The following is a 15,218-nucleotide window of genomic DNA, read 5'->3' as shown; positions in this document are numbered from 1 at the left end:
CCCTGGCATCAGTTGAATTCTTCGCGCTTTTGCTGCCAGTACCGAACCCACGCTTCGGCCTCGAGAAGCTGGGTGAGACGCATGCGAACCTCTATTGGAAAGGGGCGCGGGTCTGAGAGTGTCTTCTCAAGGCTCGGCAAATCGAGCAGTCCCGCACCGGCGAGTTGACCTTTCAGCAGCCGGTCTGGCAACTCATTCCTGCGAGACGCGATAAACTGGTAGGCGAAGCTACTCGGTCCGCCCTTCGAGCGACGCCTGAGGAGCTCACGGGGCAAGCAGTCATCCGCCGCCTGGCGGGCGACGGAACGGTTGCGGCCCCCGGACACCCACTGCCAGGAGGGGATGCTGAGGCAAAGCTCCACAATCGGTTGGGACATCAGCGGGAGTATCTGAGGCGGGCCAGAGCGTCGCGGCAGAAAGTCGGGCGATACCTGCATCCGAAGTAGCATAGCAATGTGCGTGGCTTTACCGGGCAGGGCGCCTTCCGGGGCTTCAAGCCAGGGGTGCGACAATGGCCCCGCCGCCCGCACATGTTCGGGAGCCAGCAGTATTGTGTCGCCTTGCCAGCGATAGGCGGCCCCCTTGTGGTGGCGAGCCCAGGCCTGTCGGAACACATCCCAGACGCTGCAACCGTTTAGCCGGCATATGTCAATCAGGGTCGTCCACAGTTGGGGGCCAACCCCTTCGGCGAACAGAAGATCGAGAAGCGGCCCGGCAGATGGTGTCAGGCAAAAGACGTTGTCCCCGCCCGCCCCGCTCAAAAAAGCGTCAATTGATTTGTCTGACGCGATCGCCAGCTTGTGCTTTCGACCGCATTGGCCAATAGGTGTGCCAATGGGTAGCGGGAGATGAGGGGTGGTGGTCTTTTCGGGATCGATGTCTGACAGATCGTAGAAGGCTTCGACCAGAGGTCTATCAATGTGGCTGGCAAGGAGTCGCGCGTATCTGCGCTCGTCTCCACCTGGATCCCGCGTCGACATGGTCAGCAGGCTCAGGTCGGTGTGCGGGGCGGTGAGGGCCGCGACTATCGATGAATCGAGCCCGCCCGAAACCCCGAGCAATAGGTGAGAGAAAGTGCTGGCCCAGGCCCTGTGACAGGCAATGAGCGTAGAACGAAGGGCTTCGACGTTTTCGGGCTCGCTACGCGCGCTGTGTCTTGCCACATGATCCCATGGAGACCAGTCTTCGATCTGGCAAACCCTGTCGGCTTCTACAGCGAGGCTGAACCCCGGGCGCACTTCTTTCACGCCTTCAAGCGCAGTGTCTTCGTTACGCAGATCGGGAGCCATCAGATATCGCAGCAATCCCGGCCAATCGATACCGGGGCGTCGTTTACTGGCCTCGTACAGGGTGTCAACGTCTGAAGCCAGAAACAGAGCTCCACCAACTCTTGCGTAGTAGCACGGCAGGGCACCAGATGGGTCTCTCAGGACCCGAACCGTGCCCGTAGCGTGATCAGCGAAAATGGCGACGTAGGCACCCCAGTAGTGCGTCAGTAGGCGTTGCCCAGCCGTTTTGAGGATCTGTTCGGCCTCGCCATCGCCAAGGGAGGTGACACGCGCAGGGTCATCGGATCGGGTAAAGAGGGTGCCGAAGATCACACCTCCATGTCCCGGAAGGACGAAGGTTTCGACGGAGCGATCGCTCTGTGCGATCACGCCCTTCGACGCGAAAACCAGCTGAAGGTCCATCGTCTGAGGGACCGGGGGCGGCCCGAAAGTTTCCGACTGAACACGGACAGAATAGCGAAGGGCCATGTTACACCGCCAGAATGGGAGTGTAGAGTAAGACCCGATCGAGTTCGTCTGTTAGTACCATGTCCGCTTGCTGCACCCAGGCATGGGCGCCGAACGGATCGCTACGGACGCCGATGACAAGCGTCAGATCGGCACATCTGTGCGCAAAGGCGTCGAGACAGGCAATGGACCAGGGAAGGCATCGATCCTGAGTAGGGACTAAAAAACGCGTATCGAGAAAAGCCGCCAGGTGTTTAGCTGACAAAGAGACGCAGTGGCGACGTGACCGGCCCGCGTAGTCGAGTTTTCGCCTTTGAATGTGCTCGATCGTCCTGTGAAGAGGCTGGCATTTGAATCTGACAATCGAAAACAGACGCCGTGCCGTCGCCTCACAGAGGTCGAAAAGGCCGACGCGCAGCAACGACCCGTCCAGTATAGAGCTGAGGGGCACGTTGACATCGGGCGTCGGCCAGAGAAAATCGTTCCCATAGGTCTCGGTGAGTACACCTGCCTTGCACAAGGCTTCAAGCTGCGTCTGCATATGAACATGCGGTTTTCCGTCGCGCAAAGCGAGCAGAGTGTCGGCGAGGGTCTTGGGCAGCGCGGCATACCTGTTTGTTCTTAGGTTGAGGACAATAACCACACCGGACGCCTCGCAGGCGAAAACGTTACCTTCAAATCTGTATCCCATGGGCCACCTCCCAATTGAAAAAGGCTCTGCGCGAATAGCGCAGAGCCCTCTCTCAGTCGGCCGACAGCGGCGCGACAAACTGGCGACCACCGATTTCGGGGTCGTCTTCCTGCAGTTGTCCACCGCCACGCGTCTCAACGGTGACAGCACCGAGGTCGATCAGTTCAAGTTCATCGTTATGCTTGTTCATAAACAGTCTCCATTCTATTCAGTTTGTGCCGCCCCCAATGAGCGGCATGAATATAAATAAAGCGCATATTTAATTTTGAAAACTGATCATATATTAGTTTTATAATGATTATAATTTGAATTTGTATTGAATTCAGTGTGAAATCAGTTTGCGAATCGTATTTATTCACTTGAATATTTGTGCGTGTTGAAATTTGTGAAAAAATTTTCCCGAGTTGTCTCCAAGCTATTATTTTGAAATGTGCCAGTTTTGACAGACTCGATGGTCACGTTCTGGAAATCCGGGCAAGCTCGTGAACTTTTGACGTTCGAAATTCGATGTATTGCTCGAGGAGCATCTCGTATCTTGGAAGATCAAGTGCGCGTAGGGCTTCGATCAGGTCGTCGATGCCAACACCGGCGCTGTCGATAAATCCCCGTTTCTGAAGGCGTAATCGATGAAGCTGCCCATTATTTCTGCGCACTACTCCTGCGAATGCCAGCCCCTCGCTGAGGGTCGCAAGGCTCTCGAAGAAGCCCTCTGTGCGTTGCACGAGGTCTGCGTCTTCGCAGACAATCGGGAGGGTCTCGGCGTGTGGATTCAAGGCGATGAAACGTCGGGGCATTTCTTTCGCGATCCACTGGTAGAGCTTGTAGGCCTGCCAGATATGTTCTGCCGTGAGATGAAACACGAGAAAGATGTCTCCACGCCTTTCAAGCAAGCCTTCTGAGACAAGAACCTCGAAAAAACCACGCATGATTGGTCGACTGACCCCGTAGACGCTTGCCATTTGCGACACGCTGAGGTGATCGCCCTGGCGATAGCGACCTTCGATGAGATTTGAACGGAATTCGATCTTGGCCGCATCAGCCTTGAAAAGCTCATCCATTTTGTCGACTCTCGTAACGTGAGTGGGCCGGTCCAATCGCATGCACGGATAAAGAGGCTGTCCGTGCCAGGGAACCCTATGCCTTGAGTTGCAATATCAGCAACTAAATCGAGACCTATTGGTCTTGTCGCGTCGACGACGGGAGACCAGGAAGGCGAAGCGCTTTCTTTCTCGTCTGTCAGATATATATCTCATTAAATTGAATTTTATGTAATTCGTCCTTTAAGATCTATAAAGGGCCCACTTCCACGCCCCTAGTCGCTGTGTAACATTTTTTGAGTGGGTGCCCGCAACTTTAAGATGTTCTCGTGTTGATGGAAGGAACCGTTCGCTCAGAAGGCTCGGTGTTCTGTTGATTGTCACCGCCGCGATCGAGACGATGTTCTTCCTCAACGCGGTGTCCATGTTCCGGTCAATATGGCGTGAAAGCGTGGAGGAGCGCGTTCCTCATAAAGATGCTGGAATTGCAGGTATCACGGTGAAGCGACCGTTTCCTTTGTCGCCAAATCTGGACTCGATGGATTTGGAGTGAGCTATCCCAGTCGGGTGTGTAAACTGATGCCGATTCGTAATATGCCCGGAGGCATTTGAGATGTATGGCCGGTTAACGGTGATTTGCGGCCCGATGTTTGCGGGCAAAACGACCGAGCTACTCAAGCGTATTCTCTGGGCCCGCAATGGTGAGCGTAAGGACGTGCTTGTGGTCAAAACCGCCTTCGACGTGCGCTATTCGCGCACTGAGGTGATCACCCATGACGGTCTGGCTGCCGAAGCGGTGGTGCTGCACGCCTTCGCCGATATCGATGCGCGTTTTCAGGAGGCTGATCTCGTCTGTTTTGATGAGGTGCAGTTCTTCCAGAATATGGACCGCGACGTGGTGGAGGTGATCAAACGGCTGCTAGAATCAGGCACGGATGTAGTTGCCGCCGGACTTGACACCAACTGGAAGGGCGAGGCCTTTGCGGTGACGGGGCTCCTGATGGCCATGGCCGATGAGGTGGTGAAATTGCGGGCCCACTGTGCCGTGTGTGGGCAGCCGGCGCATAAGTCTTTCAAGAAGGTGGAAGACGAGGCCGAAATACAGCTGGGGCATGGCGATATTTACGAACCACGCTGCAACCGGCACTGGTTCTCAGAACTGCCACTGATTGCGATGGCGCGCGGTGCCGAAGACGAAAGATATATGGCATGAATGACGTAAGCCCCGAAGACACTGCTGCCGCTCAGGCGCGGATTGTCGGGCATGTCCATCGCACGCCCCTTATTCAATCAGGGACTTTGAACAGGGCCTTGGGTCACCGCATCGTCTTTAAGGCAGAAAACCTCCAAAAAACAGGCGCTTTCAAGCTAAGGGGTGCCACTAATACGCTCAAGGCATTAAAAGAACAGTACGCTCTGTCTGATCAGGTCTGCGCCTTTTCTTCCGGCAATCATGCGCAGGCCGTGGCCTATGCGGCCCGCGCCATGGGCGTTAAAGCCACGGTGTTCATCCCTAAACAGGCGTCCAGTCTCAAGATTGCCGCAACGCGTGCCTGCGGAGCCGAGGTGGTGGTGACCGAAACGCGGCAAATCGCTGAGGCGGCCGTGGCGGAGTACATCGAGCGCGGTGCTACCTTCGTCCACCCCTATGACAATCCGCATGTCATTGCGGGGCAGGGCACGGCCTGTCTGGAAGCCCTCCAGGACGGCGTTGAGGCCGATGCCGTTTTCGCGCCGTGTGGGGGCGGTGGGTTGATGTCGGGGACATGGCTGGCCACCCGGCTGGCGCGACCGCAGGCGAAGGTTTTTGCTTGTGAGCCGTCGATGGCCAATGACGCCCACAGGTCGGTGCAAAGCGGTGAGGTTGTACGTTTGAATGAGACGCCCATGACTATAGCTGACGGAGTGCGAACCCTCGCAGTGTCGGAGCGTACCCTGTTCTGTCTGCGTCAGCTTGATGGATTTTACGAAGTCGAGGAGTCCGACATTATCCTGTGGACCCAGTGGCTCACCCACCTGCTGAAGCTGACGATTGAGCCTACCTCAGCCATGTGCATGGCGGGGGTAGCACAGTGGCTAAAGACCCAAACGGCCCCGCGCACGGTTCTGGTCATTCTTTCGGGTGGTAACATCGGCGCGGATACACACAGACAAATATGGGCTAAGGATCGGCTTTTGACTCTCCCTTGGTAAGCCTCTACGAAGGACATCGCATCCTTATATCCTGATGCCGGTTTTTGCCGTATTTGGCCGTAACAGAGTGCCTTTCGAAGGAGATGTCATGGCCGCGAATATAGACCCTGTTACCCGACTTGTTGTATTGACGTTTGGCGCACCGGGCGTCGCCCTTCTGTTCGCGGCGGCCATCCTGCTCTTTGCCGTAGGGCTTATCGTCTATTCCGGCTTCAAGGCCTACAGGCCACTGTTGAATGAAATCCGAGACCGCTGGAATCTGCTGACAGGTCTGGCAGGACCCGGTGCGCGTCAGGCCTTTCTCGATCGGTTTGCCAAAATAGATACACGCTTTTCCGGTACGGTCGGTGATGGACACGTCTCGGCCGCTCTGGTCCTGGGTTGGGCCAATTATCGCAGCCTGCTGGTCGATAACGAAGGCGAAGGCTTTGTGACCTCCATTCGCGCGGCGGAAGCCTTTGATCGCCTTGATGAGCCCGCGCGCGCGCTTGAATGGTGGGCGAATATTCTGGTGGCTGTGGGCCTGGTGGTGACCTTTCTCGGGATCGTCGCAGCCCTGTCTGAGGCGACCTCGGCCATGCGTACAGGCAATGGGGGCGGCGCCATGCAATCCGCTCTGATGGGGCTTCTGGCTATTGCGGCGACCAAATTCTGGACCTCGATTGCGGGGGTACTGGCCTCGATCATCCTGCGTGTTGTCGCGCGCTTCCGCCGGCAGGCCATCGAAACCGCTGAGGCTGGTTTGTTTGTGGCGCTGGACGGCTGCGTTGGCTTTATGCCCCCCGAAAAGGTCTCACTGGAGCAGCTCAAGAGCCTGAAACGGGTTGAAGCCGCGCTTGTACGTCCGGGGGTCTGAACATGCAGTTTCGGCATAGGCGCGCCCGCGAACTCGAGGAAGGCGAAAGCTATTACGTCTCCATGACCGATCTGATGGTCGGGGTCCTTTTCATCTTCATCATCATGCTGGCTTATTTCGCCCTGCATTTTCGGGATACGACCGAAGAACTGGTCAGTGCCAAGGACGCTCAGACGACAGCGCTGATGCAGGTCGCCACCGATCTGCGCGCGCGTGAGGCCGAGATAGAGGTTGATCACAAAAACAGAATAGTCTGTCTGAAAGATACGGACCTACTGGAAGCGGGTGCGACGGGGGATCGACGCTGCTTTGCCTATTCCGCCACTACGCCTGGCCGCAATGCGGATGAGGCTTTGCAAAGAATCGCCGCGGCTCAGGCACTGTTCGCTTCATCGCTCAATGGTGATATCGGTTCGGCGGTGCCATCGGCCAGTGTCAATCTATCGGATGGTTCGACAAGTTTCGACGCGGATCGCCTCTTCATTAAGGGCACAGCTAGCCTGACCGATGAAGGCCGGACGGGGGTTGCGGAACTGGCGCGCGGTCTGGCCGCCCGGCTTCCCTGCATGGCCTATGGGGTAAGTGTCTCAAATTGTGCGGACACTCCGAAAATGAGCGCGGTGACGGTAGTCGCCTATGCGAATATCAACGCCTTCACTGCAGAGGGCCGCGCCGCGCAGACTCTATCGCTCGAACGATCGGTCGCTTTTTATCAGGCCTTGATTGCGGCTCAACCCCTGCTAGGTCAACTGCGCACACAGGCCGAAGGTGGAGAGCCCTTGTTGCGGGTTGCGTCCGTAGGTCAATCTTCAGTTAATGCTCCGACAAACGGTTCCGGGAAGACGTTGGCAATTCAGTTCCAAATGGCGCCCTTGCCACCGTCTTGAGAATACTGTTTTGATTGAGAACACCTATTTTTTGCGATGTGTTCTAAAGTCAAAACCCATGAATATTGTCCTCGTCTGTCGGTTCCAACCTTTTGTTTTGTCTCATCTTAATATTCTCAAATCAGCGTCTGCGACGAGCGAACGGCTTGTTGTCGTGGTGGTGGGGATGGAGGAGCGCCGAGAAGCGCGGTATCCTTGGACGGCTTTCGAACAAGCATTATTCGTCGAAAAGGCGCTGGAAGGGCAACAAGCGGAGATAGTGCGAGTGGGCGAGTATGGCGCCGATCAGGACTTGCTCCTCACACTTAAACCCAGTCTGGGTGAGCCGGAGTTATGGCGTTGGGGCGTAATCGAGGACGATTTTGACCCTGAGGCCCTGGGCTTACCCATTTGGTCAGTCCCCGATACGCGCTCTGAGACCAGGAGAGTTCGCGATGAGATTTTCGAGGGAAAATCGCCTGGCTCAGTCGCTACGGCGTCTGCAGTTGACCAGTTACGCGGGCTCCCTCAATGGGAAGACCTGGTTGCAGAAAATCGAATGATCAAAAAATACATGCAGTCATGGGAGGCCGCCCCGTATCCGGTAAATCTCGTGACCGCGGACAGTGTCCTCTACCGCGATGGGGCGATTCTACTCATTCAGAGAGCGCTGATTCCTGGAAAAGGTCTGTGGGCTCTTCCGGGAGGGTTTGTCGAACCTAATGAGTCTCTTTTAGCCGCTTCAATTCGGGAGGTGTCGGAAGAAACTGGGTTGCGACTTCCGCTACATGTGTTGAAGGGGCGCCTTTTGGGTACGCAAGTGTTTGATAGGCCCAATCGTTGTTCGCGTGGGAGAACCATAACTCACGGATTTATCTACGATCTGAGCGGTGTTGATTTGCCACCCTTGATGGCCGGCGACGACGCAGGGGATGCGATATGGGTACCTGTGGCGGCCCTGGTCGAGTGGCAAGAGGTTTTTTTTCAGGACCATTATCACATTGCCCTTTCTCTGCTTCGCCAAGCTGGCCTGGTTTAAAGCTAATCGCATTTAGGGTGTTTGACCTCCCACTCCTCTGACTGGTATAGGTCTGCAGTCCCAATTTAAGTTCATAATTACCACCCACTTCAGCCCATCAGTCTGTTTCCACGAAAGCTTTTAGATCTATGTCATTTCCTGCATTGAAGACCGCACTTGACGCCAAGAAATCTGACCTGAGAAGCTGGCTTTTTGAGGCCGCCCTGCCGATCTGGCGCGATATTGGCGTCGACAAAGAAAAGGGCGGTGTCTTTGAAACCCTGGCGCTCGACGGTACGCCTGCGGACGTCAACCGCCGTACACGCGTCGCTGCACGTCAGGTCTATTCCTATGCCCTCGCAAAACAGATGGGCTATGAGGGTGATGCCGACACGGTCATCGATGCCGGGTTGAACTGGCTAGGTGGACCTGCGGCCGCGCCAGGCGGCCTCGTGTATGCCGTTCTGACGCCGCAGGGTGAGGTGGTGAAGGCCGAGTTCGATTTCTATGACCACGCCTTTGCGCTTTTGGCCTATGCCTCGGCCTTCAAGGTGCGCCCGCACGACAAGAGTCTTGAGCAAAAGGCCATCGCCATCCGCGATACATTGATGACGACCTACAAGCATCCGGTGCGCGGCTTTGAAGAAGCCAATCCGCGCACCCTGCCGCTAAAAACCAATCCGCATATGCACATGTTCGAGGCCTCGCTTGCCTGGATCGAAGCCGGCGGTGACAGCGTCTGGAAAGACATCGCGGGAGAAATCGCCCGGCTGTGTCTCGACAAGTTTCTGCACCCGGTAAATGGTAGCTTGCGCGAATATTTCGACGGCGACTGGAACCCTCTGGAAGGTGAGATGGGTCGCATCATCGAGCCGGGCCATCAGTTTGAATGGGCGTGGTTGCTCGTTCGCTGGGCGGCCATCAGTGGCGAAGATAAATTCATTGTGCCAGCCAAGCGTCTGGTCGAAATCGCGGAAGACTTCGGCACGGATCATGTGCGCAACGCCACCGTCTTCGAGCTGTGGGACGACTTCTCGGTTAAGGATAACAAGGCGCGCTTGTGGGCCCAGACCGAGCGCATGAAGGCTTATGTGGCCTTGCAGTCGATCGCCGCCACACCCGAAGAAAAGGCTGATTATGTCGCAAAGCTCATCAAGGGCGCCGAGGGTCTTGAGCTCTATTTCGATGCGCCGGTGCGCGGGCTTTATCGTGATAAGATGAACCCGGACGGCAGCTTCGTGCAGGAGCCCGCCCCGGCTTCGACCCTCTATCATATCATCTGCGCCATCGACGAAACCTTCCGCGTCGAAATGTGAGACTTAAAGACAGCTTACGGGCTTGAGTGCGCGTTCACGCCATTCTAAAAGCCCGTAAGTTTTTCGCGGAGTGCCCCGAATGTCTGATGTCCCGCCAATCCTGCTGATTCTGATTGCGCTGAAGGCGGGGGCCAGGATTATGGACGTCTACCAGACTGATTTTTCGGTTGATGCCAAGTCAGACGCCTCTCCGGTCACCGAAGCAGATGGCGCGGCGGAAGAGATCATTTTGACGGAACTGGCCAAGCTGTCGCCGGACATCCCTGTCGTTGCGGAAGAGGCCGTGTCGAAGGGTGACGTGCCGGAGACAGACAAGGTCTTCTATCTGGTTGATCCGCTGGATGGTACGCGTGAATTTATTTCCCGTAATGGCGAATTCACCGTCAATATCGCCCTGATAGAAGAGGGCGTACCTGTTACCGGAGTTGTCTATGCCCCTGCGCTTGGGGAACTCTTTTGGGGCGCGAAAGGTAAGGGCGCGTTCCGGGCTGCGGTGAAAGAGGGGGTTATAGGTTCGCAGGAACCTATACGGGTCCGTTCGGCCCCTTCAGCGGTGACCGCCATCGGCAGTCGCTCGCACGGCAGTGCTGAAACTGAAGAGTGGCTTAAGCAATATATGGTCAATGATTTTGTGGCCGCTGGGTCCTCGCTGAAATTCTGCCGCGTGGCCGAAGGCTCGGCCGATCTTTATCCCCGTCATGGTCGTACCATGGAATGGGATACGGCAGCCGGTGATGCCGTTTTGCGTGCGGCCGGTGGTCTGGTCACTACGCTGGATGGGCAGCCGCTCACATACGGCAAACGCGACCGAGCGGACGCCACCGATTTTGCCAATCCCTACTTCATTGCCTATGGGGATCAGGATCTTGTCGGCGCAACTGTCTCTGCTTAGCGCTGAAATCAAATCTGAATGGTGGGTAACGCTCTATGGTTGAGTACGTGGCCAACTTCTGTTGACCTCTGCCGCTCCTGAATTACGCTAACCGTCTTTCAGCGAGAGTACAGGCGGTGAGAGGCATGACCAAGGTCGGTGAGCAAAGTGTGGTCGCGTATCTTGGCGATTTAAAGCCGCTTTTCGTCGACAAATGCAAAAAGGATGGGTTGAGTGCGTCAGAGGGCTTAAGGCGGCTTGTCGTTGAAGCTTTGAACACCAAAGAGACCTCCTACCGTATTGAACCCAACGAACCTGAAGCGGTGTCAATCGGCGTTCAAGTCCGTTTCACGCCCACTGAGCTCGCTGCCGCGAAAGCGTGCGCTACGGCTTCCGGCCTTTCAATTCAAAAATGGTACGCGTCCTTATTGCGGGGTTACCTGACGCGCCTCCCTCAATTTGGTCAGTATGAGCTGGAGGCGTTGGGCGAAAGCAACCGTCGGCTGGCTCAGATGGTTCGCCAGCTTCGTGGTTCTGAATTCGCCTCCGTAAATGAAGCCATTCATGGGAATGACATTGTCTCTGAGTTGAGAACGCATCTTAAACACGTTGCCGTTCTCATGACCTGCAATCGTGACCGGTGGAGATTATCTCCTGATGACTGAGCCGAGTCCATTCACCGAAGACGACGTCCATGAGATTATCCCTTCCAAGGGCCGCACGAGCCGGCGGAACGTGAGTCTCATAAGCGGTGTTATGATTTCCGTTCCCACACCTTGGCATGAGTTGAAAACCAACCACGCTGCCGCCAACTTCTCGTCGCTTATGCGAGGTGCTCCGGAGGTTGTCAGCAAGATTACCCGTTCAAAAGGGGGGTATCCCTCGGCGGCTGCCACCCTCGACTATGTTTCGCGCGATGGGCAACTGGAACTCATAACCGAGGAAGGCGAAGTGATCGCTGGGCGTACCGATCTCCATGATCTAAAAGCGGAATGGCGGTATGGTGGCGTACCGATGCCCAGCGAGTCCCAATTCACTGAGGTGGTTAAGGTGGTGCTCTCAGCGCCAGAGGGCACGGATCCGGACTGCATTCTTCGGGCCGCCAGGGATACCGCCGAAATCATGCTTGCCGGGCATCAGTACGCAATGGTGCTTCATGACCCTCGCACTGATCCATCACCGAATGTCTCGCGTTATCCCCACGTACACATCGTTGTAAAAGCGATGTCATTACGGGGTGTCCGTTACAATCTTACACTCGGAGAAATTGACGCCTGGCGAAAGATATTCGCGGCAAATCTAAGGGCCTTGGGGGTTGAGGTTACGGCCTCGTGGCGTTTTGAGAGGTTCATGGACTACCAATATAAATTGGAGGAAGAGGGCATTCCAGAGCCGGGCATGGACATTAGAAAGAGTTTGACTGCGTCAGAAAATAAAGCGTTGCAAGCCTACGCCAAACTCTCTGTCGAGAGACTCGACGGCGCAGACGGGGATCCGCAAACGGCTTTAGACATCGTTCGCTTCCTCAAGCGCAAACTTGGCCCGAAAGTGATCGAAACGCCGCAGGACAAAGAAGAGCGCCGACAGCGACATAGAGAGCCGGATAGGGGCATCGACCGCTAGGTGTCATTGATTAGCACCGCTGAACCGTTCTAACAGCCTTTTACGTTTGTCCGCGTAAGTCTTCCTCCGTAAAAGCCGGACAAGAGAACGGACCGCGGGGTCCGCGAAAAGAGTGTGGCAAGGCATGTCGATTACCCCTGACCGGTTGACTCACCTGCGGCGGCTGGAAGCCGAGTCGATCCATATCATGCGCGAAGTGGCAGCGGAGTTCAAAAACCCCGTCATGCTCTATTCGATCGGCAAGGATTCGTCGGTCATGCTGCATCTGGCGCTAAAGGCCTTCTATCCCTCAAAGCCGCCCTTCCCCCTGATGCACATCGACACGACGTGGAAGTTCCGGGAGATGATTAAATTCCGCGACGATACGGCGGCGCGCCTCGGTCTGACCCTATTCAAACACACCAATCCCGATGGTCTGCGCGACAACGTCAACCCGTTTGACTACGGTAGCTCGGTCTATACCGGTATCATGAAGACCGACGCGCTCAAGCAGGCCCTGACGGCGCATGGCTTCGATGCGGCCTTTGGCGGCGCGCGCCGCGATGAGGAAAAGTCGCGGGCGAAGGAACGTATCTTCTCCTTCCGCACGCAGAACCACGGCTGGGATCCCAAGAACCAGCGGCCGGAACTGTGGAACCTCTACAATGCCCGCATCAAGCCGGGAGAGTCGATCCGTGTCTTCCCGCTGTCCAACTGGACCGAGTTGGATATCTGGCAGTATATCCTTGTCGAAAACATCCCTATCGTGCCGTTGTATTTCTCGGCCCCGCGTCCGGTGGTGCGGCGCGGCGGCCAGTGGATCATGGTTGATGATGAGCGCCTGCCGCTCGAACCCGGCGAAACCCCTGAAATTCGCAATGTCCGCTTCCGCACACTCGGCTGTTATCCGCTTACGGCGGCTATCGAGTCTGAGGCCACAACCTTGGAAGAGATTGTCGCCGAAATGCTGGTGGCCCGCACCTCTGAGCGGTCCGGTCGCCTGATCGACCACGATGAAGCCGGCTCGATGGAAAAGAAGAAGCGTGAGGGCTATTTCTGATGAACGCTCTGGAAAAGATCGATACCGCGGCCTTTACCGACTACCTGGCGGCGCATGAGAAAAAGAGCCTGCTGCGCTTTCTGACCTGCGGCAGCGTCGATGATGGCAAATCGACCCTGATCGGGCGTTTGCTCTACGACACCAAGCTCATCTTTGAGGACCAACTGGCGGGTCTGGAAAAAGACTCCAAGCGCTTCGGCACGGTGGGCGAGGAGATCGATCTGGCGCTACTGGTCGATGGTCTTCAGGCCGAGCGCGAACAGGGCATTACCATCGACGTGGCCTATCGCTTCTTCACCACCGAAAAGCGCAAATTCATTGTGGCCGACACGCCAGGCCATGAGCAATATACGCGCAATATGGCCACAGGGGCGTCCAATTCCGACCTCGCCGTGATCCTGATTGATGCGCGCAAGGGTATATTGACCCAGACGCGCCGGCATTCCTTCATCGTCTCGCTTCTGGGCATCAAGCACGTCGTGCTGGCGGTCAACAAGATTGACCTGATGGACTATTCGCAAGAGGTCTATGAGCAGATCACGGCCGACTATCGCGCCTTTGCCGCCGATTTCGGCTTTGAGACGCTGGTGTCGATTCCTCTGTCGGCGCGCTTTGGCGACAATGTGCTGGATCGCAGCGAAAAGCTCGGCTGGTATGAGGGCCCGACGCTCGTGGAGCATCTTGAAACCGTTGAGATCAACCGCGACGAGACGCAGAAACCCTTCCGGCTGCCGGTGCAGTGGGTCAACCGCCCAGACCTGAACTTCCGAGGGTTTTCCGGCACCATCGCGTCGGGCACAGTGCGCCCGGGTGATGAGGTCGTGGTGGCCAGTTCCGGCAAGACCTCGCGCGTCAAGGCCATCGTCACATATGACGGCGAATTGCCAGAAGCCGGGGCCGATGAAGCGGTTACCCTGACGCTTGAAGACGAAATCGACATTTCGCGCGGCGACATCCTTGCGGCACCGCAAGCCCGCCCGGAGGTGTGCGAGCAGTTTCAGGCCAGCCTGATCTGGATGAACGAGGACGAGCTGCTGCCGGGCCGCCCCTATCTGTTGAAAATCGGCGCGCGCACGGTCACGGCGACCGTCACCGACATCCGCCACAAGACCGACGTCAACTCGTTTGAAAAGCTGGCGGCCAGGACGCTGAAGCTCAATGAAGTGGCGACCGTCAACATCGCCGCGCAGTCGCCCATCGCCTTCGATCCGTATGAGGACAATCAGGCGACGGGCGCCTTTATCTTGATTGATCGCATCTCAAACCTGACCCTGGGGGCCGGGCTGATCGATCATGCCCTGCGTCGCGCCAGCAATGTTCACTGGCAGGCGCTGGAGGTTTCCAAAGAGGCGCGGGCAGGCATCAAGCGGCAGAAGCCGGCGGTTCTTTGGTTCACCGGCCTGTCGGGCGCGGGGAAATCGACCATCGCCAATCTGGTCGAAAAGAAACTGCTCAGCCTCGGCTATCACACGACCCTGCTGGATGGCGACAATGTGCGCCACGGACTGAACAAAGATCTGGGCTTCTCGGATGCTGACCGGGTCGAAAACATCCGCCGTGTGGCCGAGGTGTCCAAACTGATGACCGAGGCCGGTCTGATCACGCTCGTCTCCTTCATCTCGCCTTTCCGCGCCGAGCGCCAAATGGCGCGTGAGCTGCTGCAAGACGGTGAGTTCGTCGAAATCCACGTCGCTACGCCGCTGGAGATCGCTGAGGCCCGCGACGTCAAGGGCCTGTATAAAAAGGCACGCGCCGGTCAGATCCCCAACTTCACCGGTATCGACAGCCCCTATGAGGCCCCGGAAAATCCGGAAATCGTTGTGGCGAAGAACGGTGAAGCGCCCGAGGCCGAGGCCGAACGCATCTTCCAGTGGCTGTTTGAAAACGGCTATCTGCCGGTGGAACCGACCTACGTCATCTGATGGCGGCGGCGACTTGTAATCGGCGGCCAATGGCCCCATGTCTGTGCGCC

16 protein-coding genes are annotated in these 15,218 nt (G+C 56.7%); 12 read left to right on the top strand and 4 right to left on the bottom strand.

Features of this window, described 5'->3' with window-relative positions:
- Positions 1 to 8: 8 nt before the first annotated feature.
- The 4 genes from ACK8OE_RS04595 to ACK8OE_RS04580 all read right to left on the bottom strand — a co-directional run bounded on the left by ACK8OE_RS04595 (position 9) and on the right by ACK8OE_RS04580 (position 3,485).
- Complete coding sequence (locus tag ACK8OE_RS04595) at positions 9 to 1,691, bottom strand: asparagine synthase-related protein (protein WP_410271563.1); 1,683 nt, start codon at positions 1,689 to 1,691, stop codon at positions 9 to 11.
- A 67-nt stretch (positions 1,692 to 1,758) separates the two neighbouring features.
- Complete coding sequence (locus tag ACK8OE_RS04590) at positions 1,759 to 2,427, bottom strand: lasso peptide biosynthesis B2 protein (RefSeq protein ID WP_410271562.1); 669 nt, start codon at positions 2,425 to 2,427, stop codon at positions 1,759 to 1,761.
- A gap of 52 nt (positions 2,428 to 2,479) precedes the next feature.
- Positions 2,480 to 2,617 carry a benenodin family lasso peptide gene (locus ACK8OE_RS04585; RefSeq protein WP_410271561.1) on the bottom strand — a complete coding sequence of 46 codons (138 nt, stop codon included), beginning with the start codon at positions 2,615 to 2,617 and terminating at the stop codon, positions 2,480 to 2,482.
- Between the two features lie 265 nt (positions 2,618 to 2,882).
- Entirely contained in the window at positions 2,883 to 3,485 is a 603-nt protein-coding gene (locus tag ACK8OE_RS04580) for a GntR family transcriptional regulator (protein WP_410271560.1), read from the bottom strand.
- 352 nt (positions 3,486 to 3,837) lie between these two features.
- Between ACK8OE_RS04580 and ACK8OE_RS04575 the strand changes: the two genes are divergently transcribed.
- The 12 genes from ACK8OE_RS04575 to cysN all read left to right on the top strand — a co-directional run bounded on the left by ACK8OE_RS04575 (position 3,838) and on the right by cysN (position 15,168).
- Entirely contained in the window at positions 3,838 to 4,017 is a 180-nt protein-coding gene (locus ACK8OE_RS04575) for a hypothetical protein (RefSeq protein ID WP_410271559.1), read from the top strand.
- 60 nt (positions 4,018 to 4,077) lie between these two features.
- Positions 4,078 to 4,677 (top strand): thymidine kinase, encoded by a 600-nt coding sequence (locus tag ACK8OE_RS04570; RefSeq protein ID WP_410271558.1) that lies wholly within the window; start codon positions 4,078 to 4,080, stop codon positions 4,675 to 4,677.
- Complete coding sequence (locus ACK8OE_RS04565; RefSeq protein ID WP_410271557.1) at positions 4,674 to 5,657, top strand: serine/threonine dehydratase; 984 nt, start codon at positions 4,674 to 4,676, stop codon at positions 5,655 to 5,657. Before ACK8OE_RS04570 ends, ACK8OE_RS04565 begins: the two co-directional genes overlap by 4 nt.
- Before the next feature lie 88 nt (positions 5,658 to 5,745).
- Positions 5,746 to 6,513, top strand: a complete 768-nt coding sequence (locus ACK8OE_RS04560) for a hypothetical protein (protein WP_410271556.1) — start codon at positions 5,746 to 5,748, stop codon at positions 6,511 to 6,513.
- Between the two features lie 2 nt (positions 6,514 to 6,515).
- Positions 6,516 to 7,400 (top strand): hypothetical protein, encoded by an 885-nt coding sequence (locus ACK8OE_RS04555; protein ID WP_410271555.1) that lies wholly within the window; start codon positions 6,516 to 6,518, stop codon positions 7,398 to 7,400.
- 58 nt (positions 7,401 to 7,458) lie between these two features.
- On the top strand, positions 7,459 to 8,418 hold the full coding sequence (locus ACK8OE_RS04550) for an NUDIX domain-containing protein (protein WP_410271554.1): 960 nt from the start codon (positions 7,459 to 7,461) through the stop codon (positions 8,416 to 8,418).
- 128 nt (positions 8,419 to 8,546) lie between these two features.
- On the top strand, positions 8,547 to 9,713 hold the full coding sequence (locus ACK8OE_RS04545) for an AGE family epimerase/isomerase (protein ID WP_410271553.1): 1,167 nt from the start codon (positions 8,547 to 8,549) through the stop codon (positions 9,711 to 9,713).
- A gap of 79 nt (positions 9,714 to 9,792) precedes the next feature.
- A complete protein-coding gene (gene cysQ / locus ACK8OE_RS04540) occupies positions 9,793 to 10,605 on the top strand; it encodes a 3'(2'),5'-bisphosphate nucleotidase CysQ (protein WP_410271552.1) in 813 nt (270 codons plus the stop codon).
- A gap of 125 nt (positions 10,606 to 10,730) precedes the next feature.
- On the top strand, positions 10,731 to 11,249 hold the full coding sequence (locus ACK8OE_RS04535) for a hypothetical protein (protein WP_410271551.1): 519 nt from the start codon (positions 10,731 to 10,733) through the stop codon (positions 11,247 to 11,249).
- A 91-nt stretch (positions 11,250 to 11,340) separates the two neighbouring features.
- Positions 11,341 to 12,207 carry a hypothetical protein gene (locus tag ACK8OE_RS04530; RefSeq protein ID WP_410271550.1) on the top strand — a complete coding sequence of 289 codons (867 nt, stop codon included), beginning with the start codon at positions 11,341 to 11,343 and terminating at the stop codon, positions 12,205 to 12,207.
- A gap of 124 nt (positions 12,208 to 12,331) precedes the next feature.
- On the top strand, positions 12,332 to 13,246 hold the full coding sequence (gene cysD / locus ACK8OE_RS04525) for a sulfate adenylyltransferase subunit CysD (RefSeq protein WP_410271549.1): 915 nt from the start codon (positions 12,332 to 12,334) through the stop codon (positions 13,244 to 13,246).
- A complete protein-coding gene (cysN, locus tag ACK8OE_RS04520) occupies positions 13,246 to 15,168 on the top strand; it encodes a sulfate adenylyltransferase subunit CysN (protein ID WP_410271548.1) in 1,923 nt (640 codons plus the stop codon). The genes cysD and cysN overlap by 1 nt, the downstream gene beginning before the upstream one ends.
- Positions 15,169 to 15,218 lie beyond the last annotated feature (50 nt).

The sequence above is a fragment of the Asticcacaulis sp. W401b genome, assembly GCF_046503825.1.
Taxonomy (GTDB): domain Bacteria; phylum Pseudomonadota; class Alphaproteobacteria; order Caulobacterales; family Caulobacteraceae; genus Asticcacaulis.
The sequence above is the reverse complement of the archived record's forward strand: the minus strand, read 5'-3'. Positions and strand labels throughout refer to the sequence as shown.

Bases quoted from the DNA above. Each gene is read 5' to 3' on its own strand.
- ACK8OE_RS04545 (WP_410271553.1), top strand. From the start codon at position 8,547: ATGTCATTTCCTGCATTGAAGACCGCACTTGACGCCAAGAAATCTGAC.
- ACK8OE_RS04590 (WP_410271562.1), bottom strand. From the start codon at position 2,427: ATGGGATACAGATTTGAAGGTAACGTTTTCGCCTGCGAGGCGTCCGGT.
- cysQ (WP_410271552.1), top strand. From the start codon at position 9,793: ATGTCTGATGTCCCGCCAATCCTGCTGATTCTGATTGCGCTGAAGGCG.
- ACK8OE_RS04555 (WP_410271555.1), top strand. From the start codon at position 6,516: ATGCAGTTTCGGCATAGGCGCGCCCGCGAACTCGAGGAAGGCGAAAGC.
- ACK8OE_RS04585 (WP_410271561.1), bottom strand. From the start codon at position 2,617: ATGAACAAGCATAACGATGAACTTGAACTGATCGACCTCGGTGCTGTC.
- ACK8OE_RS04560 (WP_410271556.1), top strand. From the start codon at position 5,746: ATGGCCGCGAATATAGACCCTGTTACCCGACTTGTTGTATTGACGTTT.
- cysN (WP_410271548.1), top strand. From the start codon at position 13,246: ATGAACGCTCTGGAAAAGATCGATACCGCGGCCTTTACCGACTACCTG.
- ACK8OE_RS04595 (WP_410271563.1), bottom strand. From the start codon at position 1,691: ATGGACCTTCAGCTGGTTTTCGCGTCGAAGGGCGTGATCGCACAGAGC.
- ACK8OE_RS04565 (WP_410271557.1), top strand. From the start codon at position 4,674: ATGAATGACGTAAGCCCCGAAGACACTGCTGCCGCTCAGGCGCGGATT.
- cysD (WP_410271549.1), top strand. From the start codon at position 12,332: ATGTCGATTACCCCTGACCGGTTGACTCACCTGCGGCGGCTGGAAGCC.
- ACK8OE_RS04580 (WP_410271560.1), bottom strand. From the start codon at position 3,485: ATGGATGAGCTTTTCAAGGCTGATGCGGCCAAGATCGAATTCCGTTCA.
- ACK8OE_RS04530 (WP_410271550.1), top strand. From the start codon at position 11,341: ATGATTTCCGTTCCCACACCTTGGCATGAGTTGAAAACCAACCACGCT.
- ACK8OE_RS04550 (WP_410271554.1), top strand. From the start codon at position 7,459: ATGAATATTGTCCTCGTCTGTCGGTTCCAACCTTTTGTTTTGTCTCAT.
- ACK8OE_RS04570 (WP_410271558.1), top strand. From the start codon at position 4,078: ATGTATGGCCGGTTAACGGTGATTTGCGGCCCGATGTTTGCGGGCAAA.
- ACK8OE_RS04535 (WP_410271551.1), top strand. From the start codon at position 10,731: ATGACCAAGGTCGGTGAGCAAAGTGTGGTCGCGTATCTTGGCGATTTA.